This is a genomic window from Streptomyces sp. SYSU D01066-1 (assembly GCF_054956795.1).
The window spans coordinates 223,141-246,308 of sequence record NZ_JBUDHV010000001.1; the positions used below are offsets into that span (position 1 = coordinate 223,141).

The window sequence follows — 23,168 nt, forward strand, 5'->3', positions numbered from 1 at the left end:
GGACGGGTTGAGATGCCGCGTAGCTTGAAGAAGGGGCCCTTCGTCGACGACCACCTCATCAAGAAGGTGGACGCCCAGAACGAAGCCGGCACCAAGAACGTCATCAAGACCTGGTCCCGTCGCTCGATGATCGTCCCCAGCATGCTGGGCCACACGATCGCGGTGCACAACGGCAAGACCCACATCCCGGTGTTCGTCACCGAGTCGATGGTCGGCCACAAGCTCGGCGAGTTCTCGCCGACGCGCACCTTCCGGGGTCACGTCAAGGACGACCGGAAGTCGAAGCGCCGCTAAAGCGGGGTGGATTCGACTCATGACTAACACCGAAGGGACAACCATGGAAGCCAGGGCCCAGGCGCGGTACATCCGCGTCACGCCCATGAAGGCCCGCCGCGTGGTGGACCTCATCCGTGGCATGGACGCCACGGAGGCCCAGGCGGTCCTGCGTTTCGCCCCGCAGGCCGCGAGCGTGCCGGTCGGCAAGGTGCTGGACAGCGCCATCGCCAACGCCGCGCACAACTACGACCACACCGACGCCGACAGCCTCTACATCTCCGAGGCGTACGTCGACGAGGGCCCGACCCTGAAGCGGTTCCGGCCGCGCGCCCAGGGCCGCGCCTACCGGATCCGCAAGCGGACCAGCCACATCACCGTGGTCGTCAGCAGCAAGGAAGGAACCCGGTAATGGGCCAGAAGGTAAACCCGCACGGGTTCCGGCTCGGTGTCACGACCGACTTCAAGTCGCGTTGGTACGCCGACAAGCTGTACAAGGACTACGTCAAGGAAGACGTCGCCATCCGTCGGATGATGACGTCCGGCATGGAGCGCGCCGGCATCTCCAAGGTGGAGATCGAGCGCACCCGTGACCGCGTCCGCGTGGACATCCACACCGCGCGTCCCGGCATCGTCATCGGCCGCCGCGGCGCCGAGGCCGACCGCATCCGCGGTGACCTGGAGAAGCTGACCGGCAAGCAGGTCCAGCTGAACATCCTCGAGGTCAAGAACCCGGAGACGGACGCTCAGCTGGTGGCCCAGGCCGTCGCCGAGCAGCTCTCCTCCCGCGTCTCCTTCCGCCGCGCCATGCGCAAGAGCATGCAGTCGGCGATGAAGGCGGGCGCCAAGGGCATCAAGATCCAGTGCGGTGGCCGCCTCGGCGGCGCCGAGATGTCCCGCTCGGAGTTCTACCGCGAGGGCCGCGTGCCCCTGCACACGCTCCGCGCGAACGTGGACTACGGCTTCTTCGAGGCCAAGACGACCTTCGGCCGCATCGGCGTGAAGGTCTGGATCTACAAGGGCGACGTCAAGAACATCGCCGAGGTCCGCGCCGAGAACGCCGCTGCCCGCGCCGGCAACCGCCCGGCCCGTGGTGGCAACGACCGCCCGGCCCGTGGTGGCCGCGGTGGCGAGCGTGGCGGTCGCGGTCGCAAGCCGCAGCAGCAGTCGGCCCCGGCCGCCGAAGCCCCCAAGGCTGACGCGCCCGCCGCTGCCGCTCCGGCTGAGAGCACCGGAACGGAGGCCTGACCAGTCATGCTGATCCCCCGTAGGGTCAAGCACCGCAAGCAGCACCACCCCAAGCGCAGTGGTATGGCGAAGGGTGGCACGCAGGTTGCGTTCGGCGAGTACGGCATCCAGGCGCTGACCCCGGCGTACGTGACGAACCGCCAGATCGAGGCCGCCCGTATCGCCATGACCCGCCACATCAAGCGTGGCGGCAAGGTCTGGATCAACATCTACCCGGACCGCCCCCTCACCAAGAAGCCCGCCGAGACCCGCATGGGTTCCGGTAAGGGTTCTCCGGAGTGGTGGATCGCCAACGTCAAGCCCGGACGCGTCATGTTCGAGCTGTCGTACCCCAACGAGAAGATCGCGCGCGAGGCCCTGACCCGTGCGGCTCACAAGCTGCCGATGAAGTGCAAGATCGTCAAGCGCGAGGCAGGTGAAGCGTGATGTCGGCCGGTACCAAGGCGTCCGAGCTGCGCGAGCTGGGCAACGAGGAGCTGCTCAACAAGCTCCGCGAGGCCAAGGAAGAGCTGTTCAACCTCCGCTTCCAGGCGGCGACGGGTCAGCTCGAGAACCACGGCCGGCTCAAGGCCGTCCGTAAGGACATCGCGCGGATCTACACCCTGATGCGTGAGCGCGAGCTGGGCATCGAGACGGTGGAGAGCGCCTGATGAGCGAGAGCAACGTGACTGAGAACAACACCGAGGCGCGCGGCTTCCGTAAGACCCGTGAGGGCTACGTCGTCAGCGACAAGATGGACAAGACCGTCGTCGTCGCCGTCGAGGACCGCGTCAAGCACGCGCTGTACGGCAAGGTCATCCGCCGTACCAACAAGCTCAAGGCGCACGACGAGCAGAACGCCGCGGGTGTCGGCGACCGCGTCCTCCTCATGGAGACCCGGCCGCTGTCCGCCACGAAGCGCTGGCGCGTCGTCGAGATCCTCGAGAAGGCCAAGTAGGTAATTCCCGCAAGGGAATTCCAAACAGTACGTTCCTGCGGGGCATCCCTCGCAGGACAGTTCCGCCAGGCTCCGGGGGACCGCTCGCATGAGCGGCCCCCGGGGAACCGGCAGACATTCAGGAGATAGACGTGATCCAGCAGGAGTCGCGACTGCGTGTCGCCGACAACACGGGTGCGAAGGAAATCCTCACCATCCGTGTGCTCGGTGGCTCCGGTCGCCGCTACGCGGGTATCGGTGACGTCATCGTCGCCACCGTCAAGGACGCGATCCCCGGTGGCAACGTGAAGAAGGGTGACGTCGTCAAGGCGGTCATCGTTCGCACCGTCAAGGAGCGCCGCCGTCCGGACGGCTCGTACATCCGCTTCGACGAGAACGCCGCCGTCATTCTGAAGAACGACGGCGACCCTCGCGGCACCCGTATCTTCGGCCCCGTCGGCCGTGAGCTGCGCGAGAAGAAGTTCATGAAGATCATCTCCCTCGCGCCGGAGGTGCTGTGAGCATGAAGATCAAGAAGGGCGACCTGGTCCAGGTCATCACCGGTAAGGACAAGGGCAAGCAGGGCAAGGTCATCGCGGCCTTCCCCCGCGAGGACCGCGTCCTGGTCGAGGGTGTCAACCGGGTCAAGAAGCACACCAAGGCCGGGCCGACCGCTCGCGGTTCGCAGGCCGGCGGCATCGTCACCACCGAGGCGCCGATCCACGTCTCCAACGTCCAGCTGGTCGTGGAGAAGGACGGCAAGAAGGTCGTGACCCGCGTCGGTTACCGCTTCGACGACGAAGGCAACAAGATCCGCGTTGCCAAGCGGACGGGTGAGGACATCTGATGGCTACCACCACCACTCCGCGTCTGAAGACGAAGTACCGCGAGGAGATCGCGGGCAAGCTGCGTGACGAGTTCAAGTACGAGAACGTCATGCAGATCCCCGGCCTCGTCAAGATCGTGGTCAACATGGGTGTGGGCGACGCCGCCCGCGACTCGAAGCTCATGGACGGTGCCGTCCGTGACCTGACCACCATCACCGGTCAGAAGCCGGCCATCACCAAGGCCCGCAAGTCCATCGCGCAGTTCAAGCTGCGCGAGGGTCAGCCGATCGGTGCCCACGTCACGCTCCGTGGCGACCGCATGTGGGAGTTCCTGGACCGCACCCTGTCGCTGGCGCTCCCGCGCATCCGCGACTTCCGCGGCCTGTCCCCCAAGCAGTTCGACGGCCGTGGCAACTACACCTTCGGTCTCACGGAGCAGGTCATGTTCCACGAGATCGACCAGGACAAGATCGACCGCGTCCGGGGTATGGACATCACCGTGGTCACCACGGCGACCAACGACGCTGAGGGCCGCGCGCTCCTTCGTCACCTCGGCTTCCCCTTCAAGGAGGCGTGAGCGAGATGGCGAAGAAGGCTCTGATTGCCAAGGCTGCTCGCAAGCCCAAGTTCGGTGTGCGTGGCTACACCCGCTGCCAGCGCTGCGGCCGCCCGCACTCCGTGTACCGCAAGTTCGGCCTGTGCCGCGTCTGCCTTCGTGAGATGGCTCACCGTGGCGAGCTGCCGGGCGTGACCAAGAGCTCCTGGTAGTCCCCCTTCTAGGGACTTTCCAGGGCTCTCGGTAAGCAACTGGGTCGGCAGGGGCCCACCCTCGCATGCCTTAGGCTTGTGGGGTTGGGCGCCTGTCGTGCCCATACGACTTACTACGCCGTAGGTCCACCGCGCCGCACCCGTCCCGTCTCGGATCGGGGAGAGGGATGGCGCACCAGGAAACCCCGGCGAGAGAGGCCGAAGGCCAATTCATGACCATGACTGATCCGATCGCAGACATGCTTACGCGTCTGCGGAACGCGAACTCGGCGTACCACGACTCCGTGACGATGCCGGCGTCCAAGATCAAGTCTCACATCGCGGAGATCCTCCAGCAGGAGGGCTTCATCACGGGCTGGAAGGTCGAGGACGCCGAGGTCGGCAAGAACCTCGTCCTGGAGCTGAAGTTCGGCCCCAACCGTGAGCGCTCCATCGCGGGCATCAAGCGGATCTCCAAGCCCGGTCTCCGGGTGTACGCGAAGTCCACCAACCTGCCGAAGGTGCTCGGCGGCCTGGGCGTGGCGATCATCTCCACGTCGCACGGGCTCCTCACCGACAAGCAGGCCGGCAAGAAGGGCGTGGGTGGGGAAGTCCTCGCCTACGTCTGGTAGCGGAAGGGAACGGAGGAAACAGCTATGTCGCGCATCGGCAAGCTCCCCATCGCGGTTCCCGCCGGCGTGGACGTCACCATCGACGGCCAGACGGTCTCGGTCAAGGGCCCCAAGGGCACGCTGACCCACACCGTCGTGGCGCCGATCGAGATCGCCAAGGGCGAGGACGGCGTGCTCAACGTCACCCGCCCCAACGACGAGCGTCAGAACAAGGCCCTGCACGGCCTGTCCCGCACGCTGGTGGCGAACATGATCACCGGCGTGACCCAGGGTTACGTGAAGAAGCTCGAGATCAGCGGTGTCGGTTACCGCGTTGTCGCCAAGGGTTCGAACCTGGAGTTCTCCCTCGGTTACAGCCACCCGATCCTGGTCGAGGCCCCCGAGGGCATCACCTTCAAGGTCGAGGCTCCCACCCGTTTCTCGGTCGAGGGCATCGACAAGCAGAAGGTCGGCGAGGTCGCGGCCAACATCCGCAAGCTGCGCAAGCCCGACCCGTACAAGGCCAAGGGCGTCAAGTACGAGGGCGAAGTCATCCGCCGCAAGGTCGGAAAGGCGGGTAAGTAAGCCATGGCATACGGGCAGAAGATCCTCAAGGGCGACGCCTACAAGCGCGCCGCGATCAAGCGCCGTCACATCCGCATCCGCAAGCGCGTCGCGGGTACGGCGGAGCGTCCCCGTCTGGTCGTGACCCGCTCCAACCGCCACATCGTGGCGCAGGTCATCGACGACCTGAAGGGCCACACCGTGGCGTCGGCGTCCACCCTGGACACCTCGATCCGCGGTGGCGAGGGCGACAAGTCCGCGCAGGCCAAGCAGGTCGGTGCCCTGGTCGCCGAGCGCGCCAGGGCCGCCGGTGTCGAGGCCGTGGTGTTCGACCGCGGTGGTAACCAGTACGCCGGGCGCATCGCCGCCCTGGCGGACGCCGCCCGCGAGGCCGGGCTCAAGTTCTGAGCCGCTTGTAGCTAGCGGAAAGAGAGAGGTAATCCAATGGCTGGACCCCAGCGCCGCGGAAGCGGTGCCGGTGGCGGCGAGCGGCGGGACCGGAAGGGCCGTGACGGCGGCGCTGCTGCCGCCGAGAAGACCGCATACGTTGAGCGCGTCGTCGCGATCAACCGTGTCGCCAAGGTTGTGAAGGGTGGTCGTCGCTTCAGCTTCACCGCGCTGGTCGTGGTGGGCGACGGTGACGGCACCGTGGGTGTCGGTTACGGCAAGGCCAAGGAGGTGCCGGCCGCCATCGCCAAGGGTGTCGAGGAGGCCAAGAAGCACTTCTTCAAGGTCCCCCGTATCCAGGGCACCATCCCGCACCCGATCCAGGGTGAGAAGGCCGCCGGCGTCGTGCTGCTCAAGCCCGCGTCGCCCGGTACCGGTGTTATCGCCGGTGGTCCGGTGCGCGCCGTGCTCGAGTGCGCCGGTATCCACGACATCCTGTCGAAGTCGCTCGGCTCCGACAACGCGATCAACATCGTGCACGCGACCGTGGCGGCCCTCAAGGGCCTGCAGCGTCCGGAGGAGGTCGCGGCCCGCCGCGGTCTGCCGCTCGAGGACGTCGCCCCCGCGGCTCTGCTGCGTGCGCGTGCCGGGGCGGGTGCGTGATCATGGCGCAGCTCAAGATTACGCAGGTCAAGTCCTACATCGGCAGCAAGCAGAACCACCGTGACACCCTGCGTTCCCTTGGTCTCAAGGGCATCAACACGCAGGTCGTCAAGGAGGATCGTCCCGAGTTCCGCGGCATGGTGCACACCGTCCGCCACCTCGTGACGGTCGAGGAGGTCGACTGATCATGGCGGAGCAGAACCCGCTCAAGATCCACAACCTCCGTCCCGCCCCGGGCGCCAAGACCGCCAAGACCCGTGTCGGTCGTGGTGAGGCGTCGAAGGGTAAGACGGCCGGTCGTGGTACCAAGGGTACGAAGGCCCGCTACCAGGTTCCGGAGAGCTTCGAGGGTGGCCAGATGCCCCTCCACATGCGTCTCCCGAAGCTGAAGGGCTTCAAGAACCCGTTCAAGACCGAGTACCAGGTCGTGAACCTCGACAAGCTGGCCAAGCTCTACCCGCAGGGTGGCGAGGTCACGGTCGAGGACCTGGTGGCCAAGGGCGCCGTTCGCAAGAACAGCCTGGTCAAGGTCCTCGGCGAGGGCGAGATCTCCGTGGCGGTCGAGGTGAAGGTCGACAAGGCCTCCGCCTCCGCCAAGGAGAAGATCGCCGCCGCCGGCGGCAGCGTCACCGAGCTCGTCTGAACATCACAGGCGTCTCGATGACTTGAGCGATCCCGACCGGGGATACCCCACAAATGGGGTATCCCCGGTCGGTCGTTCCAAGGGCAGTGGTCTCGCCGGTAAGGTGACCGGAACTGCCCACTTTCACGGGTGTCACACATGGGGCACCCTGAGCGGCAGTTGACCGTTACTCATTAAGTCGTCAGTCGAACCTCAAGACCGTCACCCTTGACGCGCCAGCGCGGGGGTCGCAGGAGGCACCGTGCTCACCGCGTTCGCCCGGGCGTTCAAGACGCCCGACCTGCGCAAGAAGCTCCTCTTCACGCTCGGGATCATCATCGTGTACCGCGTGGGCACGAACATCCCGATCCCGGGCGTCGACTACAAGAGCGTTCAAGAGTGTGTGGACCAGGCGTCCGGCAACCAGGGCCTGTTCGGTCTGGTCAACATGTTCAGCGGCGGCGCCCTGCTGCAGATCACGGTCTTCGCGCTCGGCATCATGCCGTACATCACGGCCAGCATCATTCTGCAGCTGCTGACCGTCGTCATCCCGCGCCTGGAAGCCCTGAAGAAGGAGGGCCAGGCCGGCACGGCGAAGATCACGCAGTACACCCGCTACCTGACCATCGCGCTCGCCATCCTCCAGGGCACCGGCCTGGTGGCCACCGCGCGCAGCGGTGCCCTGTTCTCGGGCTGCACCGTCGCCAGCCAGATCGTCCCCGACCAGGCGATCTTCACCACCATCGTCATGGTGATCTGCATGACCGCCGGCACCGCCTGCGTCATGTGGCTCGGTGAGCTGATCACCGACCGCGGCATCGGCAACGGCATGTCGATCCTCATGTTCATCTCGATCGCCGCGACCTTCCCGTCCGCCCTGTGGGCCATCAAGACGCAGGGCTCGCTGGCCGACGGCTGGATCGAGTTCGGCACGGTCATCGCGGTCGGCCTGGTCATGGTCGGCCTGGTGGTCTTCGTCGAGCAGGCGCAGCGCCGCATCCCCGTGCAGTACGCCAAGCGGATGATCGGCCGCCGCTCCTACGGCGGTACGTCCACGTACATCCCGCTCAAGGTGAACCAGGCGGGCGTGATCCCCGTCATCTTCGCGTCGTCGCTGCTGTACATCCCGGCTCTGATCGCCCAGTTCTCCAGCGGCACCTCCGGCTGGAAGACCTGGATCGAGGCCAACCTCGTCAAGGGCGACCATCCCATCTACATCACCCTTTACTTCTTGCTCATTGTTTTCTTCGCGTTCTTCTACGTGGCGATCTCCTTCAACCCCGAGGAAGTCGCGGACAACATGAAGAAGTATGGTGGCTTCATCCCGGGCATCCGGGCTGGCCGACCGACCGCTGAGTATCTGAGCTACGTACTCAACCGGATCACCTGGCCGGGTTCGCTGTATCTGGGTCTTATCGCTCTCGTGCCGACGATGGCGTTGGTTGGTTTCGGGGCAAACCAGAACTTCCCGTTCGGTGGTACCAGCATCCTGATCATCGTGGGTGTGGGACTGGAGACGGTGAAGCAGATCGAGAGCCAGCTCCAGCAGCGCAATTACGAAGGGTTCCTCCGCTGATGCGAATCGTCCTCGTCGGGCCGCCGGGCGCCGGTAAGGGAACGCAGGCCACCCGCCTTGCCGAGACGCTGCACATCCCGCACATCTCCACGGGCGACCTGTTCCGCGCCAACATCAGCCGGCAGACGGAGCTGGGCAAGCTCGCGAAGTCCTACATGGACGCGGGGAACCTCGTCCCCGACGAGGTCACCATCGCCATGGCGAAGGACCGGATGGAGCAGCCCGACGCCGAGGGCGGTTTCCTGCTGGACGGCTTCCCGCGCAACGTCTCCCAGGCCCAGGCGCTGGACGAGCTGCTCGAGACCGAGGACATGGGGCTCGACGCGGTGCTGGACCTGGAGGCGCCGGAGGAGGAGGTCGTCAAGCGGATCGCCGGGCGCAGGGTCTGCCGCACCGACTCGTCGCACGTCTTCCACGTCACGTACAAGCGGCCGGCCGAGGAGGGCGTCTGCGACGTCTGCGGCGGGGAGCTGTACCAGCGGGACGACGACTCCGAGGGGACCGTGCGCAAGCGGCTGGAGGTCTACCACACGCAGACCGAGCCGATCATCGACTACTACAAGTCGCAGGGGCTGGTCGTGACCATCTCCGCGATGGGGGCGGTCGACGAGGTCACGGAGCGGGCGCTGGAGGCGCTCAAGCGCGAGCAGTAGGTTCCGCGTCGCTTCTCGGCCGCGGTCCGCCTCCGGCGGGCCGCGGCCGTCGTGTGCGCGGGGGCCGTCCGCGCGGACGGCGCGTGCGGCGCGCCGCCGTAAGGTTGAGGTGCCCGTACTTCCCTGGTCCAGAAAGGCCGCAGGTTCCCATGGTGCAGATCAAGAGTCCCGAGCAGATCGCCAAAATGCGTGAGGCGGGGCTGGTCGTCGCCGCCATCCACGCGGCCACGCGGGAGGCCGCCGTGCCCGGCGCCACCACCAAGGACCTGGACCAGGTCGCCCGCAAGGTGCTCGCCGAGCACAACGCCAAGCCGAACTTCCTCGGGTACGGCGGCTTCCCCGCGACGATCTGCACCTCCGCCAACGAGGTCGTCGTCCACGGCATCCCCTCCGACGAGGTCGTGCTCAAGGACGGGGACATCATCTCCATCGACTGCGGCGCGATCGTCGACGGCTGGCACGGTGACGCCGCCTACACCGCCTTCGTGGGCTCCGGCCACGCGCCGGAGCTGGTCGAGCTCTCCCGGGTGACCGAGGAGTCGATGTGGGCCGGGATCGCCGCCATGAAGCAGGGGAACCGGCTGGTCGACATCTCCCGGGCGGTCGAGACGTACATCCGCCGGCAGCCCAGGCCGGGCGGCGGCCGGTACGGGATCATCGAGGACTACGGCGGCCACGGCATCGGCACCGAGATGCACATGGACCCGCACCTGCTGAACTACGTCGACCGGCGCCGGGGCAAGGGGCCGAAGCTGGTCCCGGGCATCTGCCTGGCCATCGAGCCGATGGTGTCGCTCGGCACGCCGAGGACGCGAGTGCTGGAGGACGAGTGGACCGTGGTCACCACGGACGGCACCTGGTCCTCGCACTGGGAGCACTCCGTCGCCCTGACCGAGCAGGGCCCCCTGGTGCTGACCGCCCCCGACGGCGGCAGGGCCAAGCTGGCGGAGCTGGGGATCACGGCCGCGCCCGACCCGCTCGCATAGTGATCTCCCGGGTGGGGCAGACTTCCTCGTTTCGCCTTTCCGGGGGTGCTGACGTAGACTGACTCGTCGGCTCTGGTGTACCCGCATGTCCGCATGCGTCTCCACCGGAGTCGATCAAGGTAGTCGATTCGAAGGGCGAAGCGTGGCCAAGAAGCAGGGTGCCATCGAGATCGAGGGCACTGTCGTCGAGTCTCTGCCGAACGCCATGTTCAAGGTTGAGCTCCAGAACGGCCACCAGGTCCTGGCACACATCAGCGGCAAGATGCGCATGCACTACATCCGCATCCTCCCTGACGACCGGGTCGTGGTGGAGCTGTCTCCGTACGACCTGACGCGTGGCCGGATCGTCTACCGGTACAAGTAGATCTTGCCCACGTCCCGCGTGCTGTCCGCGCGGGTCCGCCGGCAACTGACCCGGAGAACCTCACACCCATGAAGGTCAAGCCGAGCGTCAAGAAGATCTGCGACAAGTGCAGGGTGATCCGCCGTCACGGTCGGGTCATGGTCATCTGCGACAACCCGCGCCACAAGCAGCGCCAGGGCTGACGCAGTACCCTCCCTCCGCGATTCGCAGTACTTCGCGCGACGCGAGCTGAATATGTTCATACGCAGGACCCGGGCGCAGCCGTGCCCGACACCCCCGGTTCGGAGGCCGGGGACCTTGTCCGTACCTGGTACGGCGGGCGGGGAGCCGGTTCTGTGGAAGACCTCCGAAGATCACCAGGAGCCATTGAATGGCACGCGTTTCCGGTGTTGACATCCCGCGCGAAAAGCGCGTGGAGATCGCCCTCACCTACGTGTTCGGCATCGGCCGGACCCTCTCGCAGCAGACGCTGGCCGCCACCGGTGTGGACCCGAACACCCGTGTTCGCGACCTCTCCGAGGAGCAGCTCGTCGCGATCCGCGAGTACGTCGACAACAACATCAAGACCGAGGGTGACCTCCGTCGCGAGATCCAGGCCGACATCCGCCGCAAGGTCGAGATCGGCACCTACCAGGGTCTGCGTCACCGCCGTGGTCTGCCGGTGCGCGGTCAGCGCACCAGCACGAACGCTCGTACCCGCAAGGGCCCGCGTCGCGCCATCGCCGGCAAGAAGAAGCCGGGCAAGAAGTAGTCCTCAGCGGACGACGCTTCACCAGCGGTCTTCGCTGTAGGACCGACCACCTCCCCGTAGGAGTTATAGATGCCCCCCAAGGGACGTCAGGGCGCTGCCAAGAAGGTGCGCCGCAAGGAAAAGAAGAACGTCGCTCACGGCCACGCGCACATCAAGAGCACGTTCAACAACACGATCGTGTCCATCACGGACCCGACCGGCAACGTGATCTCCTGGGCCTCCGCCGGCCACGTCGGCTTCAAGGGCTCCCGGAAGTCCACGCCGTTCGCCGCGCAGATGGCCGCCGAGTCGGCCGCCCGTCGCGCGCAGGAGCACGGCATGCGCAAGGTCGACGTGTTCGTGAAGGGCCCGGGTTCGGGTCGTGAGACCGCGATCCGTTCGCTCCAGGCGACCGGTCTCGAGGTCGGCTCCATCCAGGACGTCACGCCCACCCCGCACAACGGCTGCCGTCCGCCGAAGCGCCGTCGCGTCTGACGCGCGGCTGAGGGCGGGCGGGCATCCGGCTGGGGGTGTGGGGGTTATCCCCCACATGTCGCAGTACGGCTGCCGTCCGCCGAAGCGCCGTCGCGTCTGACGCGCGGCTGAGGGCGGGCGGGCATCCGGCTGGGGGTGTGGGGGTTGTCCCCCACATGTCGCAGTACGGCTGCCGTCCGCCGAAGCGCCGTCGACTCTGACGTCCGCTTCTCGGCTCGCGGTTCCGGGCGGTACGGCTCCTTTCGGCCGTGCCGCCCGTACCCTTGCAGTACATGGTCGGGCGTCAAATAGCGGGCGCCCCTGACTGAAGGAACACACATGCTGATCGCTCAGCGTCCCTCGTTGACCGAAGAGGTCGTCGACGAGTTCCGCTCCCGGTTCGTGATCGAGCCGCTGGAGCCGGGCTTCGGCTACACCCTCGGCAACTCCCTGCGCCGTACGCTCCTCTCCTCGATCCCGGGTGCGGCGGTCACGTCGATCCGCATCGACGGCGTCCTGCACGAGTTCACCACCGTGCCGGGCGTCAAGGAGGACGTCACCGACCTGATCCTCAACATCAAGCAGCTGGTCGTGAGCAGTGAGCACGACGAGCCGGTCGTGATGTACCTGCGCAAGCAGGGCCCGGGTCTGGTCACCGCCGCCGACATCGCGCCGCCGGCCGGTGTCGAGGTGCACAACCCCGACCTCGTCCTCGCCACGCTCAACGGCAAGGGCAAGCTGGAGATGGAGCTGACGGTCGAGCGCGGCCGCGGTTACGTCTCCGCCGTGCAGAACAAGCAGGTCGGCCAGGAGATCGGCCGTATCCCGGTCGACTCGATCTACTCGCCGGTCCTCAAGGTCACGTACAAGGTCGAGGCCACGCGTGTCGAGCAGCGCACCGACTTCGACAAGCTGATCGTCGACGTCGAGACCAAGCAGGCGATGCGTCCGCGTGACGCCATGGCCTCCGCGGGCAAGACCCTGGTCGAGCTGTTCGGTCTCGCCCGCGAGCTGAACATCGACGCCGAGGGCATCGACATGGGTCCGTCCCCGACGGACGCCGCGCTCGCCGCCGACCTGGCGCTGCCGATCGAGGAGCTGGAGCTCACCGTCCGGTCGTACAACTGCCTCAAGCGCGAGGGCATCCACTCCGTGGGCGAGCTGGTCGCGCGGTCCGAGGCGGACCTGCTCGACATCCGCAACTTCGGTGCGAAGTCCATCGACGAGGTCAAGGCCAAGCTCGCGGGCATGGGCCTGGCGCTGAAGGACTCGCCCCCCGGGTTCGACCCGACCGCCGCCGCCGACGCCTTCGGCGCGGACGACGACGCGGACGCCGGGTTCGTGGAGACCGAGCAGTACTGAGTCCCGCGCCGGTCCGCCGTGGCCGGCCGCGTGCTCGCCCGCGTCCCTTGGGGGCGCGGACCCTCCGGGGCGCCCGAAAGGCGCCCCGGATCTCCGACGGGCGACCGCCTGCTCGGATACTGACCCCGGTACCTGATACGGCCGGGGCAGACACCTAGGAGAGACATCATGCCGAAGCCCACCAAGGGTGCCCGTCTGGGCGGCAGTGCCGCGCACGAGAAGCTGCTGCTCGCGAACCTCGCGAAGTCGCTCTTCGAGCACGGCAGGATCACCACCACCGAGGCGAAGGCCCGCAAGCTGCGGCCGTACGCCGAGCGTCTGGTCACCAAGGCGAAGAAGGGCGACCTCCACAACCGCCGTCAGGTGCTCCAGGTGATCACGGACAAGAGCATCGTCCACACGCTCTTCACCGAGATCGGCCCGCGCTACGAGAACCGGCCGGGTGGCTACACACGCATCACCAAGATCGGCAACCGTCGTGGTGACAACGCGCCCATGGCCGTCATCGAGCTGGTCGAGGCGCTGACGGTCGCGCAGCAGGCGACCGGTGAGGCCGAGGCGGCGACGAAGCGTGCCGCCAAGGACGCCGAGGCCACCGAGGCGACCGAGGCTCCCGCCGAGGCCACCGAGGCTCCCGCCGAGGAGTCGAAGGACGCGTAGGCGTCTGCGGGGTTCCGCGCGGTCGGCGGCTGCGGGTTCGTCGTGGCTGGTCGCGCGGTTCCCCACGCCCCCTGAGGGGCGCTGTTGCGGGTCCGTTCCCTTCAAGGGGCGGGCCCGCTTCTGTGTTGTTGAGAGGAACTGGGTGTGAGTGACGAAGTAGCTCCTGGGTGCGTGCGTGTCCGTCTTGATCTCTCCTACGACGGCACGGGTTTCTCCGGCTGGGCCAAGCAGGCCGGGGGGCGGCGGACCGTGCAGGGGGAGATCGAGGACGCGCTGCGGACGGTCACGCGGTCGGGGGAGCGGACGTACGAGCTGACCGTGGCCGGGCGGACGGACGCGGGGGTGCACGCGCGGGGGCAGGTGGCGCACGTCGACCTGCCGGCGAAGGTGTGGGAGGAGCACCGGGAGAAGCTGCTCAAGCGGCTGGCCGGGCGGTTGCCGAAGGACGTGCGGGTGTGGTCGGTGGAGGAGGCGCCGGCGGGGTTCGACGCGCGGTTCTCCGCGGTGTGGCGGCGGTACGCGTACCGCGTCACCGACCACCCCGGCGGCGTCGATCCGCTGCTGCGGGGGCACGTGCTGTGGCACGACTGGCCGCTGGACGTCGACGCCATGAACGAGGCGGCGCGGGCGCTGCTGGGGGAGCACGACTTCGCCGCGTACTGCAAGCGGCGGGAGGGGGCCACCACCATCCGCACGCTCCAGGAGCTGAGCCTGGTGCGGGGGGCGGACGGGGTCGTCACCGCGACGGTGCGGGCCGACGCCTTCTGCCACAACATGGTGCGGTCGCTGATCGGGGCGCTGCTGTTCGTCGGTGACGGGCACCGGGGGCCGGAGTGGCCGGGGAAGGTGCTGGCGGCCGGGGTGCGGGACTCGGCGGTGCACGTGGTGCGGCCGCACGGGCTGACGCTGGAGGAGGTCGGCTACCCGGCCGACGAGCTGCTGGCGGCGCGGAGCCTGGAGGCCCGGAACAAGCGCTCGCTGCCCGGCCTGTCGGGATGCGCCGCCTGCTAGTTCCACAGGAGCCTCGCGTCCGTGTCGCCCTCGGGGGCTTTCCGGACGTGGGGGCTCTCGTCGTCTCCCGCGGTCCCGCCGCCTCCCGTGCGCCCTCGCGGTGCCCGTGCGTGGGTGTGGAGCGGCCGGGCGGGGGCGGCGGGCCGGCCGGGCTCGGGGGCTCCGGGCGGGTTCGGTGGGCCCTGCGCGGACCGGGGGCGCCGTGTCGCGCGCCAGGGCGGCGGACGGCGCTACGACCGCGTCCGGGGCAGCGGTGGGCGACGGGGACTCATCCGTTCGCCGCCGCCGAGGCCTGTGCCTGCCCGCGCCGGTGGATCTGGCGGTAGGTGAACGTGCCCAGGTCGTCGCCGGTGCGGAAGACCGCCGTGTCCTGCTCCGTGACGTCCTCGCCGCCGGTGAAGCCGGCGACGGTGAAGTAGAGGTAGCGGCCGTAGGAGTTGGTCGTGTTCCGGCAGACGGGACCGTCGCAGAAGGAGGCGACGCCGCCGCCGGACAGCGGCTCGACGATGCTCCTGGTGTCGGTCTGCGACTTGGCCCGGGTGGCCTTCGCGGCGGTGTCGAAGACGGCGACGCCGACCGTGACCGCGATGTCGTCCTTGGTGTAGGTGACGCGCATCAGCCGGGTGCAGTCGTTGGCCTCCAGCACCTGCGGCAGGGTCTGCTGGGCGGCCGAGGAGCAGGTGGTGGTGTCGGCCGTCGGGCCCTTCTTGTAGACCGTCTCGCCCATGGTCAGCTGGGTGCCGGGGAAGAGCGTCTCCGGGCTGAGCGCGGCCGTGTCCTTCTTGGCGCTGGAGATGAAGTCCTGCGGGTCCAGCGGGGGCGGCGCGCTGGTCGGGGCGAACGACGGCGCCGAGTCCGTCGCGCTCGGTATCCCGGCCGTCGACGGCAGCCGGGACGACGGCGAGTCCGACGCCTGGCCCGAGCCGTCCGCCGAGACCACGGCCACGGCGACGGCGGTCGCCACCGCCACGGTGGCCAGCGCCCCGCCGCCTATGAACAGCAGCCGGCGGCGCTTGGCGCGCGCCTCGGACGCCTCGGCCAGCGCGGCCCAGTCCGGGGTGTCACCACCCCCGCTGTTCCACGCCTGTTGCCGCTGCTGGGACTGCGGTGTCCAGGGATCCCACTGGGAGTCAGGTCCCCCCTGCCCAAAACTCATGGGGCGCATCTTAGACGGGACAGATGGCGTGCTGGTCCGTGTCCACGGGGAGGGGAGCGCCTAGCGTTCCGGTCATGCGGACGGGCAAAGACGACATCTCGGGGTGGTTGGGGCGTCCCGCGGGGCGGGCGGCGTGGGCGGTGCTCGTGGCGGTGCTGGGCGCGCTGGTGGCGCGGACCGCGCGGGTGACCTCGGACGGAGGGATGGACAACGCCATCGTGGTGCGGGCCGCCCGGACCTGGCTGGCCGGCGGCGACCCCTATGACGATCCCCACTTCCTCTATTTCCCGAGCGCGGTGCTGGCCGCCGTACCGCAGGCCCTGCTGCCGCCGGCGGCGCTGCGGTGCGCGGCGCCGCTCGTGGCCGCCGGGCTGCTGGCGCTGGGCTGGGGCTGCGCGCTGCGGCTGCACGGGACGGCGCCGGGCAGCCGGCTCGCCGTGCTGGGGCTGACCGGGCTCGCGGCGGGGTTCGCGCCGTTCGCGCACCTGGTGCGGCTGGGCAACTGGACGGTCACGGCGGCCCTCGCGCTGCCGCTGTGCCTGCTCCTGGCGCACCGGGGGCGGTGGACCGCGGCGGGCGCGGTGCTCGGCGCCGCCGTCGCGCTGAAGCCGCTGCTCGTCCCGGCCGCGCTGCTCTTCGTGCTGGCCGGCAGGTGGCGGGCGCTGGCGGTGGCGGCCCTGGTGCCGGCCCTCGGCTCCGGGGCGGCGGCGCTGCTGCTGCCCGACCCGGCCGGCTTCCTCACCCGCACCCTGCCCTTCCTGCTGCGCGGCGACGACGGCTTCGTCCGGCTCTACGAGGCGTCCCCGGCGGCCGTGCTGCCCCGGCTGGGCGTGCCCGTGCCGCTCGCCCAGGGCCTGGCCGTCCTGGCGGCGGGCGCCGGGGTGCTGTGCGCCCGCCGGCGCTGGCGCCGGGCCGACCCCGGCCCGCTGCGCTACGCCGAGACCGCGGCCGGCCTGATGCTCTCGGCGTTCCTGGTCTCCCGTCCCTCCTACGACCACTATCTGCTGGTCGTCGTGCCACTGCTGCTCGCCGGGCTGCCGTACGGCGGCTCGGTCGCCCGGCGCCCCGGCTTCTGGGTCGCCCTGGTCCCGCAACTGCCCGGGGTGACCTGGCCCTGGCTGGAGACGGGGCGGCGACGGGCCTTCAGGGACGCGTTCACGCTGGGCGCGCTGGCGGTGGCGGTGGCCGCGCACGCATGGCGGCGCCCCCGGGAGCGGGGGGTCCGGGACGGGCGGACGGCCCGGTCGCTCCCGGCGGCGCGTACGCTGGAGGTGGACGGCGGTTCCCGGTGACCCCTCGTTTTGACCCTTCTGGGGGCACACCGGTATCCTGCATGTTCGTTGTGTATTGGCTTGCTCATTCTCACGGGACGGGCCCTTACACCGGTCCACCGGGCCGATGACCAGCGACCCACGTACGCGGTATGCGTCGCCGCAGTGCGGTCCAGGCTGTCGTGATCGTTTCGGTGACCTGTTCAGGACCATTCACTCGAAGCGAAGGCTACGAACCGTGCGTACGTACAGCCCCAAGCCCGGCGATGTGACGCGCCAGTGGCACGTCATCGACGCTCAGGACGTCGTCCTGGGCCGTCTGGCCTCCACCGCGGCCTCCATCCTGCGTGGCAAGCACAAGGCGATCTACGCGCCCCACGTCGACACCGGTGACTTCGTCATCATCATCAACGCCGACAAGGTGCACCTCTCCGGCAACAAGCGGACCCAGAAGATGGCCTACCGCCACTCCGGGTACCCGGGCGGTCTGCGCTCCGTCCGCTACGACGAGCTGCTGGACAAGAACCCCGAGAAGGCCATCGAGAAGGCCGTCAAGGGCATGCTCCCCAAGAACACGCTGGGCCGTCAGATGCTCTCGAAGCTGAAGGTCTACAAGGGTGACCAGCACCCGCACGGCGCGCAGCAGCCGCAGCCGTTCGAGATCACCCAGGTCGCGCAGTAAGTCCGGCCACCCCCAAGACTGAACAGAATCTTCTGAGGAGAATCGTGGCCGAGACCACTGCCGAGCAGCCGCTCGAAGAGCTTGACATCGACAGCTACACCACCGAGTCGGAGGTGCCCGTCGAGGGCGAGTACACCTCCGAGTCGCTGGCCTCCCGCTTCGGCGAGCCCCAGCCGGCCGCCGGCCTGGGCCGCCGCAAGAACGCCATCGCCCGCGTCCGGATCGTCCCGGGCAGCGGCAAGTGGAAGATCAACGGCCGCACCCTTGAGGACTACTTCCCCAACAAGGTGCACCAGCAGGAGGTCAACGAGCCCTTCAAGGTGCTGGAGCTCGACGACCGCTACGACGTGATCGCCCGCATCTCCGGCGGCGGCGTCTCCGGCCAGGCCGGTGCCCTCCGCCTCGGTGTCGCGCGTGCCCTGAACGAGGCCGACGTCGACAACAACCGCGGTCCGCTGAAGAAGGCCGGCTTCCTGCGCCGCGACGACCGCGCGGTCGAGCGGAAGAAGGCCGGTCTGAAGAAGGCCCGCAAGGCTCCGCAGTACAGCAAGCGCTAAACCCCACGCGCCTGCGCGTACTCCGAACGCCCCGGCGGCACGCCACTTGTGCCTCCGGGGCGTTCGTTTATCCACAGCCAGAGGCGTATAACGGCACAAGACGCTCAAAGGCTTATGTGATCGGATGTCGGTTCGGATGTCGGTGCGGTGTGCATCTGACGATTCCTCAGGAGGACAAGTGGGACGACTCTTCGGCACGGACGGCGTGCGCGGTGTCGCCAACGCGGATCTGACGGCCGAGATGGCGCTCGGCCTCTCCGTCGCCGCGGCGCACGTACTGGCCGAGGCGGGCACGTTCGAGGGGCACCGGCCGACCGCCGTGGTCGGACGCGATCCGCGGGCCTCCGGCGAGTTCCTGGAGGCCGCCGTCGTCGCGGGCCTGGCCAGCGCCGGCGTCGACGTGCTGCGGGTCGGGGTGCTGCCGACGCCCGCGGTCGCCCACCTCACCGGCGCGCTCGGCGCCGACCTGGGGGTGATGCTCTCCGCGAGCCACAACGCCATGCCCGACAACGGGATCAAGTTCTTCGCCCGCGGCGGCCACAAACTCGCCGACGAGCTGGAGGACCGCATCGAGTCCGTCTACGCCGAGCACCGCACCGGAGCGCCCTGGGACCGGCCGACCGGGGCCGGCGTCGGCCGGGTGCGGGAGTACAAGGAGGGGCTCGACCAGTACGTCGCCCACCTCGTCGGCGTGCTGCCGAACCGGCTGGACGGGCTGAAGATCGTCCTGGACGAGGCGCACGGCGCGGCCTGGCGGGTCTCGCCGGAGGCGTTCGCGCGGGCCGGCGCCGAGATCGTCACCATCGGTGCCGAACCGGACGGCCTCAACATCAACGACGGCTGCGGCTCCACCCACCTGGACCTGCTGAAGACGGCCGTCGTGGAGCACGGCGCCGACCTCGGCATCGCGCACGACGGGGACGCCGACCGCTGCCTGGCCGTGGACCACACCGGCGAGGAGGTGGACGGCGACCAGATCCTCGCCGTCCTGGCGCTGGCGATGCGGGAGCGGTCCGCGCTGCGCTCGGACACCGTGGTCGCCACGGTCATGTCCAACCTCGGCTTCAGGCTGGCCATGGAGCGCGAGGGCATCCGGTTCGCGCAGACGGCGGTCGGCGACCGGTACGTGCTGGAGGAGATGAAGCGGCACGGGTACGCCCTCGGCGGCGAGCAGTCCGGGCACGTGATCGTGCTGGACCACGCCACCACCGGCGACGGCACCCTGACCGGGCTGCTGCTGGCGGCGCGGGTCGCGCAGTCCGGACGTACGCTGCGGGAGCTGGCCTCCGTCATGGAGCGGCTGCCGCAGGTGCTGATCAACGTGCCGGACGTGGACAAGTCCCGGGTGACGACGTCGGCGGAGCTGGCCACGGCGGTGGCCGAGGCGGAGCGCGAGCTGGGTTCCACCGGACGGGTGCTGCTGCGCCCCTCGGGGACGGAGCCGCTGGTGCGGGTCATGGTCGAGGCGGCCGACATCGAGCAGGCCCGCGCGGTGGCGGGACGACTGGCCGATTCGGTGAAGTCGGCGCTGGGGTAGGCAGGTCCACGGAAGGGGTTCCGCGCTCCGGCCCGGGGCGGCGGACCCGCGTGGACGAGGCCGCGACCGGCATGAGGGGGATGTGTGGACGAGGGACGTGAGGTCGGCCCGGAGAGCCTGCTGGAGGTCGCCCAGGACGAGGAGCGGGCCCGCAGTCTGTACCGCACCCTGCGGGACCTGCGCAGCAGCCCCGACCCCAGGCTGCGGGAAATGGCCGCCGGAGTGCTGCGCGGTGACCTCACCGCGCGCGAGGCGTTCACCGACCCGGAGTACACCGCCGCCCTGTTCTCCGGGGCCGCCGAGGTGCGCCGGGCCGGGGAGCGGCGGTCCGCCGCCGAGGCGCGGGAGGCCGGCGAGCGCTTCGACGGCTGGCAGCGGGAACGGCGTGCCGACGACGCGGGCACCGCGCAGGACCCGCCCCCACAGGGCGCGCGGACCCACCCGCTTCCCGGGCGGCAGGACGGACCCCGGCGTGATCCCCGCCCCGGTGGTCCGGGCGGGCTCCGGCCGACCGGACCACCGCGCCACCGCTGATCCGGGCCCGGCGCGCGGGAGCGGCCGGGGCCGGTCCCGCCGGTGAGACCCGGGTTCCGCCCTCCTCGTGGGGCTTTTCCCCCCGTAGTACTGTTCCACCGTCACCAGCGGATTGAGGTGCTCTTGCCAAGCTGGAGGGGGAACGGGGATGGGCGTCGTGCTGCCCGACGAGGCGGCCTGGGTGCTGGACCTCATCGGCGTCGAGTGGCCCAACGTCGACGAGGACGACTACCGCGACATGGCCGACGGCCTGCGCGCCTTCGCCGCCCGGACGCGGGACGGCAAGGACGCGACGGCACGTGTGGTGCAGGAGTTCCTCGAAGGCAATGAGGGCTTGGCGACCGCCGCCTTCCAGGCGCACTGGGGCAAGGTCAGCGACATCCATCTGGAACGCCTCGCCGAGGCGGCCGACCTCGGCGCCATGGCGCTGGACGGCGCGGCCGTCGCGGTGGCGGGCGCCAAGGTGGCGGCCATCGTCCAGTTGGGCATCCTCGCGGCGGAGATCATCGCCGCCCAGGCCGCGGCGCCGTTCACGCTCGGGCTCTCCGAGCTCGGCGCGCTGGGCGCCACCCAGGCCACGCGCGTCGTCGTCCGGCGGCTGCTGAAGGAGGCGGAACAGCTCCTGCTGGAGGAGCTGATGGCGGTCGCCACCGGCCCCGTCTTCGCCGCGCTCGGGAACATGGCGGCCGACCTCGTCGTCCAGGTCGGTGCCAACGCCGTCGGCCTCCAGGACGGTTACAGCCCGGGCAAGACGCTGCGCGCGGGCGGCGAGGGCCTCTCCGAGGGCCTGGACACCGCTACCGGAACTCTGACCGGGCGGGGAGGCGGCGCGTGAGCGACACCGTACGCAGTGACAAGGACCTGCACGACCGGCTGGCCGACCGGATCACCTCCCAGGCCGACGAGCAGGAGTCCGGGGCCCGCCCCCAGCTGCGCCGCAGCCGCGCCGGGCTGGACCGGACGCGGGGCCGGGGAGCCATGGCCGCGGCCGTCGAGACCGGCGCGGAGAAGATCCTCCGGGCCATCGAGGAGGCCGAGGACCAGCTCCACAGGCACCTGCACGACGTGTCCAAGGGCGTGCGGGCCATGGGGGACAACCACGCGCGCAACGACAAGAACATCGAGACGATGCTGAACAACATCGTCAACCGCTCCCGTGCGCAGGACGCGGTCCGCGACGGCGGCGGGATCGGCAAGGACCGGCCGGACCCGACGAAGGACCCGCACACCATCACGCTGGAGTGGAAGCCCGGGATGCCCAAAGCGGCCTTCGAGCGCAAGGCGAGGGCCCTGCAGCGGCTCGGTGAAGAGGGCAATCTCTTCAAGTTCAAGGGCAAGACCGAGGACTTCCGTGACAAGGAGATCACCAAGCAGTACAAGGGCGCGTTGGAAGCGCTGATCCGCAGGAACCACAAGGACGACCCCGCATTCGCCGATGAGGCCGCGGCGGCGGCCCGTGCCATGCAGCCCGACCACGTCAACGAGCTGCAGACCGGTGGTCCGGACGCGTGGCGTAACCTGCGGATGCTCGACCGGATGACGAACTTCGACATCGGTACGCAGCAGATACGCCCGCAGATCAAGGATCTCCCGGACGGCAATCCGATCCATATCGACATCAAGTGGTGGCCAGATGACTAGTGCGAGCCATGCCTCCCCCCGCCTGATCACGACAGTGGACGCCCTGCGGCTGGCGTTGGCGGAGAGCCCGGACGTGCTCTCCTTCACGCTCGGCGGGACGGTCGGCGAGGAGGCGGCGGACGCCGCGCTGGCCGACGGGGTGCCGGAAGAGTTCCTGGACTTCTGCCGGGTGCTGGACGGTGCGAGCTGCAACCCCTCCCTGCAGCTCTTCGGTCTGCGGGAGGCTGAGGAGCACCAGTTCTACTGCGGACCGGTGGCCGGCTCCCCGCTGCCGCTCTCCCCCGAGAAGCTGTTCTGCGTGGGGATGATCGACGAGGCGCCCGTGTTCCTCGACCGCGCGGGCGGCGGAGTCCTCGGTGTCCCTGAGGCGGGCGCCGACTGGGTCGACGCGGAGCGGTTCGAGCGGCTCGCGCCAGGGTTGGAGGCGTTCTTCCTGGAGCGGCTGGCCCAGGCGGACGAGTATGTGCGGCTCGCGTCGATCGACGACACGTTGCTGGAGTACGACGACTGGCTGAAGCTGCTGCGGCGGGCCGGGCTCGCCGATTGAGCGCACGACGAAGGGAAGGGGAGGACGCATGGCCACCCACGAGGAGATGACGGAGCTGTTCGGCGCGGACCGGGTGGTCACGCTGGACCGTGCCGTCGCCGACGAGCGCAAGCTGTCCGAGGCCGACGCCGAGGTGCTCTGCGAGGTCGGGGTGCCCGTCTTCGTCGACGTGCTGTTCACCCTGGACACCGCCGGCGAGGGGCCCGACCCCTTCACCGTGGTGCCGGTCGCCGCGGGGGGTGAGGAGACCCGCATCCTCGTGCTGGGCGGGCCGACCGACGATCCCGCGCTGCGGTACTGCCTCGACATGGAGCGCGGCTATGTGATCCTCATGGCCTTCGGCGAGGAGCCGCAGGCCGAGATCGCCAACCGCACCCTCGCCGACTTCGTGGAGTTCCTGTACCGCTTCGCGCTGCGCGCCAAGCACCTGGAGCACGCCGCCCCGCAGGACCGCGGCCCGTACACGGACAAGCTGGTGGAGTACCTCCGGGCCCGTGACCGGTACGCGTTCGCGCAGCCGGACAGCTGGTGGTCGATGGTCTTCGAGCAGGCCGGCTGAGACGGGCGGC

Annotated in this window: 36 protein-coding genes; 35 read left to right on the forward strand and 1 reads right to left on the reverse strand. The window is 69.3% G+C overall.

Translation table 11 applies throughout. The features are described 5' to 3' along the window. Positions 1-12 precede the first annotated feature (12 nt). From rpsS to truA, 26 genes are all read left to right on the forward strand, one after another. Entirely contained in the window at positions 13-294 is a 282-nt protein-coding gene (gene rpsS, locus ACY1JF_RS01085; RefSeq protein ID WP_403533367.1) for a 30S ribosomal protein S19, read from the forward strand. Between the two features lie 43 nt (positions 295-337). Next, positions 338-685 carry a 50S ribosomal protein L22 gene (gene rplV / locus ACY1JF_RS01090; RefSeq protein ID WP_019329637.1) on the forward strand — a complete coding sequence of 116 codons (348 nt, stop codon included), beginning with the start codon at positions 338-340 and terminating at the stop codon, positions 683-685. Next, positions 685-1,521: a 30S ribosomal protein S3 gene (rpsC, locus tag ACY1JF_RS01095; RefSeq protein WP_215167409.1), complete on the forward strand. Its 837-nt coding sequence runs from the start codon at positions 685-687 to the stop codon at positions 1,519-1,521. Before rplV ends, rpsC begins: the two co-directional genes overlap by 1 nt. A gap of 6 nt (positions 1,522-1,527) precedes the next feature. Then, on the forward strand, positions 1,528-1,947 hold the full coding sequence (rplP, locus tag ACY1JF_RS01100) for a 50S ribosomal protein L16 (protein ID WP_255954215.1): 420 nt from the start codon (positions 1,528-1,530) through the stop codon (positions 1,945-1,947). After that, entirely contained in the window at positions 1,947-2,171 is a 225-nt protein-coding gene (rpmC, locus tag ACY1JF_RS01105) for a 50S ribosomal protein L29 (protein ID WP_010036720.1), read from the forward strand. Before rplP ends, rpmC begins: the two co-directional genes overlap by 1 nt. Next, positions 2,171-2,458 carry a 30S ribosomal protein S17 gene (gene rpsQ / locus ACY1JF_RS01110; protein ID WP_189417909.1) on the forward strand — a complete coding sequence of 96 codons (288 nt, stop codon included), beginning with the start codon at positions 2,171-2,173 and terminating at the stop codon, positions 2,456-2,458. The genes rpmC and rpsQ overlap by 1 nt, the downstream gene beginning before the upstream one ends. A 131-nt stretch (positions 2,459-2,589) precedes the next feature. Beyond that, a complete protein-coding gene (gene rplN / locus ACY1JF_RS01115; RefSeq protein WP_003974257.1) occupies positions 2,590-2,958 on the forward strand; it encodes a 50S ribosomal protein L14 in 369 nt (122 codons plus the stop codon). A gap of 2 nt (positions 2,959-2,960) precedes the next feature. Continuing rightward, entirely contained in the window at positions 2,961-3,284 is a 324-nt protein-coding gene (gene rplX / locus ACY1JF_RS01120; protein WP_010036713.1) for a 50S ribosomal protein L24, read from the forward strand. Further along, positions 3,284-3,841: a 50S ribosomal protein L5 gene (gene rplE, locus ACY1JF_RS01125; protein ID WP_053753925.1), complete on the forward strand. Its 558-nt coding sequence runs from the start codon at positions 3,284-3,286 to the stop codon at positions 3,839-3,841. Before rplX ends, rplE begins: the two co-directional genes overlap by 1 nt. Positions 3,842-3,846: 5 nt before the next feature. Continuing rightward, positions 3,847-4,032, forward strand: a complete 186-nt coding sequence (locus ACY1JF_RS01130; RefSeq protein WP_003948630.1) for a type Z 30S ribosomal protein S14 — start codon at positions 3,847-3,849, stop codon at positions 4,030-4,032. A 212-nt stretch (positions 4,033-4,244) separates the two neighbouring features. Next, on the forward strand, positions 4,245-4,643 hold the full coding sequence (gene rpsH, locus ACY1JF_RS01135; protein ID WP_007384075.1) for a 30S ribosomal protein S8: 399 nt from the start codon (positions 4,245-4,247) through the stop codon (positions 4,641-4,643). Positions 4,644-4,667: 24 nt separating this feature from the next. Next, positions 4,668-5,207, forward strand: a complete 540-nt coding sequence (gene rplF / locus ACY1JF_RS01140) for a 50S ribosomal protein L6 (protein ID WP_094054454.1) — start codon at positions 4,668-4,670, stop codon at positions 5,205-5,207. 3 nt (positions 5,208-5,210) lie between these two features. Further along, positions 5,211-5,594 (forward strand): 50S ribosomal protein L18, encoded by a 384-nt coding sequence (gene rplR / locus ACY1JF_RS01145; protein ID WP_462703034.1) that lies wholly within the window; start codon positions 5,211-5,213, stop codon positions 5,592-5,594. Between the two features lie 36 nt (positions 5,595-5,630). Continuing rightward, the gene (rpsE, locus tag ACY1JF_RS01150; protein ID WP_108014598.1) at positions 5,631-6,236 is read left to right on the forward strand and encodes a 30S ribosomal protein S5; all 606 of its coding nucleotides are present in this window, start codon (positions 5,631-5,633) and stop codon (positions 6,234-6,236) included. 2 nt (positions 6,237-6,238) lie between these two features. After that, entirely contained in the window at positions 6,239-6,421 is a 183-nt protein-coding gene (rpmD, locus tag ACY1JF_RS01155) for a 50S ribosomal protein L30 (RefSeq protein ID WP_003974250.1), read from the forward strand. Positions 6,422-6,423: 2 nt separating this feature from the next. After that, positions 6,424-6,879: a 50S ribosomal protein L15 gene (gene rplO / locus ACY1JF_RS01160; RefSeq protein WP_462703035.1), complete on the forward strand. Its 456-nt coding sequence runs from the start codon at positions 6,424-6,426 to the stop codon at positions 6,877-6,879. 241 nt (positions 6,880-7,120) lie between these two features. Then, positions 7,121-8,434 carry a preprotein translocase subunit SecY gene (gene secY / locus ACY1JF_RS01165; protein ID WP_462703036.1) on the forward strand — a complete coding sequence of 438 codons (1,314 nt, stop codon included), beginning with the start codon at positions 7,121-7,123 and terminating at the stop codon, positions 8,432-8,434. After that, complete coding sequence (locus tag ACY1JF_RS01170; RefSeq protein ID WP_462703037.1) at positions 8,434-9,087, forward strand: adenylate kinase; 654 nt, start codon at positions 8,434-8,436, stop codon at positions 9,085-9,087. The genes secY and ACY1JF_RS01170 overlap by 1 nt, the downstream gene beginning before the upstream one ends. Positions 9,088-9,236: 149 nt before the next feature. Further along, positions 9,237-10,073: a type I methionyl aminopeptidase gene (gene map, locus ACY1JF_RS01175; RefSeq protein ID WP_462703038.1), complete on the forward strand. Its 837-nt coding sequence runs from the start codon at positions 9,237-9,239 to the stop codon at positions 10,071-10,073. 142 nt (positions 10,074-10,215) lie between these two features. Beyond that, a complete protein-coding gene (gene infA / locus ACY1JF_RS01180) occupies positions 10,216-10,437 on the forward strand; it encodes a translation initiation factor IF-1 (protein WP_003948620.1) in 222 nt (73 codons plus the stop codon). Positions 10,438-10,505: 68 nt separating this feature from the next. Next, positions 10,506-10,619, forward strand: a complete 114-nt coding sequence (gene rpmJ / locus ACY1JF_RS01185) for a 50S ribosomal protein L36 (RefSeq protein WP_003974245.1) — start codon at positions 10,506-10,508, stop codon at positions 10,617-10,619. A gap of 188 nt (positions 10,620-10,807) precedes the next feature. After that, complete coding sequence (rpsM, locus tag ACY1JF_RS01190; protein WP_004984507.1) at positions 10,808-11,188, forward strand: 30S ribosomal protein S13; 381 nt, start codon at positions 10,808-10,810, stop codon at positions 11,186-11,188. Positions 11,189-11,257: 69 nt separating this feature from the next. After that, a complete protein-coding gene (rpsK, locus tag ACY1JF_RS01195; RefSeq protein ID WP_003948617.1) occupies positions 11,258-11,662 on the forward strand; it encodes a 30S ribosomal protein S11 in 405 nt (134 codons plus the stop codon). A gap of 318 nt (positions 11,663-11,980) precedes the next feature. Beyond that, positions 11,981-13,003, forward strand: coding sequence for a DNA-directed RNA polymerase subunit alpha (locus ACY1JF_RS01200; protein ID WP_003966937.1), 1,023 nt, complete (start codon positions 11,981-11,983; stop codon positions 13,001-13,003). Positions 13,004-13,171: 168 nt separating this feature from the next. Continuing rightward, the gene (gene rplQ, locus ACY1JF_RS01205; protein ID WP_462703039.1) at positions 13,172-13,663 is read left to right on the forward strand and encodes a 50S ribosomal protein L17; all 492 of its coding nucleotides are present in this window, start codon (positions 13,172-13,174) and stop codon (positions 13,661-13,663) included. A 144-nt stretch (positions 13,664-13,807) separates the two neighbouring features. Further along, the gene (gene truA / locus ACY1JF_RS01210; protein ID WP_462703040.1) at positions 13,808-14,674 is read left to right on the forward strand and encodes a tRNA pseudouridine(38-40) synthase TruA; all 867 of its coding nucleotides are present in this window, start codon (positions 13,808-13,810) and stop codon (positions 14,672-14,674) included. A gap of 268 nt (positions 14,675-14,942) precedes the next feature. Here truA and ACY1JF_RS01215 read toward each other — a convergent pair whose 3' ends face one another. Next, the gene (locus tag ACY1JF_RS01215; RefSeq protein WP_462703041.1) at positions 14,943-15,830 is read right to left on the reverse strand and encodes a hypothetical protein; all 888 of its coding nucleotides are present in this window, start codon (positions 15,828-15,830) and stop codon (positions 14,943-14,945) included. Between the two features lie 74 nt (positions 15,831-15,904). On the opposite strand from ACY1JF_RS01215, the gene ACY1JF_RS01220 reads away from it, so the two are divergent. From ACY1JF_RS01220 to ACY1JF_RS01260, 9 genes are all read left to right on the forward strand, one after another. After that, entirely contained in the window at positions 15,905-17,122 is a 1,218-nt protein-coding gene (locus ACY1JF_RS01220; protein ID WP_462703042.1) for a glycosyltransferase 87 family protein, read from the forward strand. Between the two features lie 217 nt (positions 17,123-17,339). Continuing rightward, the gene (gene rplM / locus ACY1JF_RS01225; RefSeq protein WP_055718822.1) at positions 17,340-17,783 is read left to right on the forward strand and encodes a 50S ribosomal protein L13; all 444 of its coding nucleotides are present in this window, start codon (positions 17,340-17,342) and stop codon (positions 17,781-17,783) included. A gap of 44 nt (positions 17,784-17,827) precedes the next feature. Next, positions 17,828-18,340 carry a 30S ribosomal protein S9 gene (gene rpsI / locus ACY1JF_RS01230; protein WP_462703043.1) on the forward strand — a complete coding sequence of 171 codons (513 nt, stop codon included), beginning with the start codon at positions 17,828-17,830 and terminating at the stop codon, positions 18,338-18,340. A gap of 178 nt (positions 18,341-18,518) precedes the next feature. Then, positions 18,519-19,877 carry a phosphoglucosamine mutase gene (gene glmM, locus ACY1JF_RS01235; protein ID WP_462703044.1) on the forward strand — a complete coding sequence of 453 codons (1,359 nt, stop codon included), beginning with the start codon at positions 18,519-18,521 and terminating at the stop codon, positions 19,875-19,877. A gap of 84 nt (positions 19,878-19,961) precedes the next feature. After that, positions 19,962-20,411: a hypothetical protein gene (locus ACY1JF_RS01240; protein WP_462703045.1), complete on the forward strand. Its 450-nt coding sequence runs from the start codon at positions 19,962-19,964 to the stop codon at positions 20,409-20,411. Between the two features lie 148 nt (positions 20,412-20,559). Further along, a complete protein-coding gene (locus ACY1JF_RS01245; protein WP_462703046.1) occupies positions 20,560-21,246 on the forward strand; it encodes a WXG100-like domain-containing protein in 687 nt (228 codons plus the stop codon). Next, complete coding sequence (locus ACY1JF_RS01250; RefSeq protein ID WP_462703047.1) at positions 21,243-22,052, forward strand: hypothetical protein; 810 nt, start codon at positions 21,243-21,245, stop codon at positions 22,050-22,052. The genes ACY1JF_RS01245 and ACY1JF_RS01250 overlap by 4 nt, the downstream gene beginning before the upstream one ends. Further along, entirely contained in the window at positions 22,045-22,599 is a 555-nt protein-coding gene (locus tag ACY1JF_RS01255; protein WP_462703048.1) for a hypothetical protein, read from the forward strand. The genes ACY1JF_RS01250 and ACY1JF_RS01255 overlap by 8 nt, the downstream gene beginning before the upstream one ends. A gap of 28 nt (positions 22,600-22,627) precedes the next feature. Continuing rightward, positions 22,628-23,158: an SUKH-4 family immunity protein gene (locus tag ACY1JF_RS01260; protein WP_462703049.1), complete on the forward strand. Its 531-nt coding sequence runs from the start codon at positions 22,628-22,630 to the stop codon at positions 23,156-23,158. The last annotated feature ends 10 nt before the right edge of the window (positions 23,159-23,168 follow it).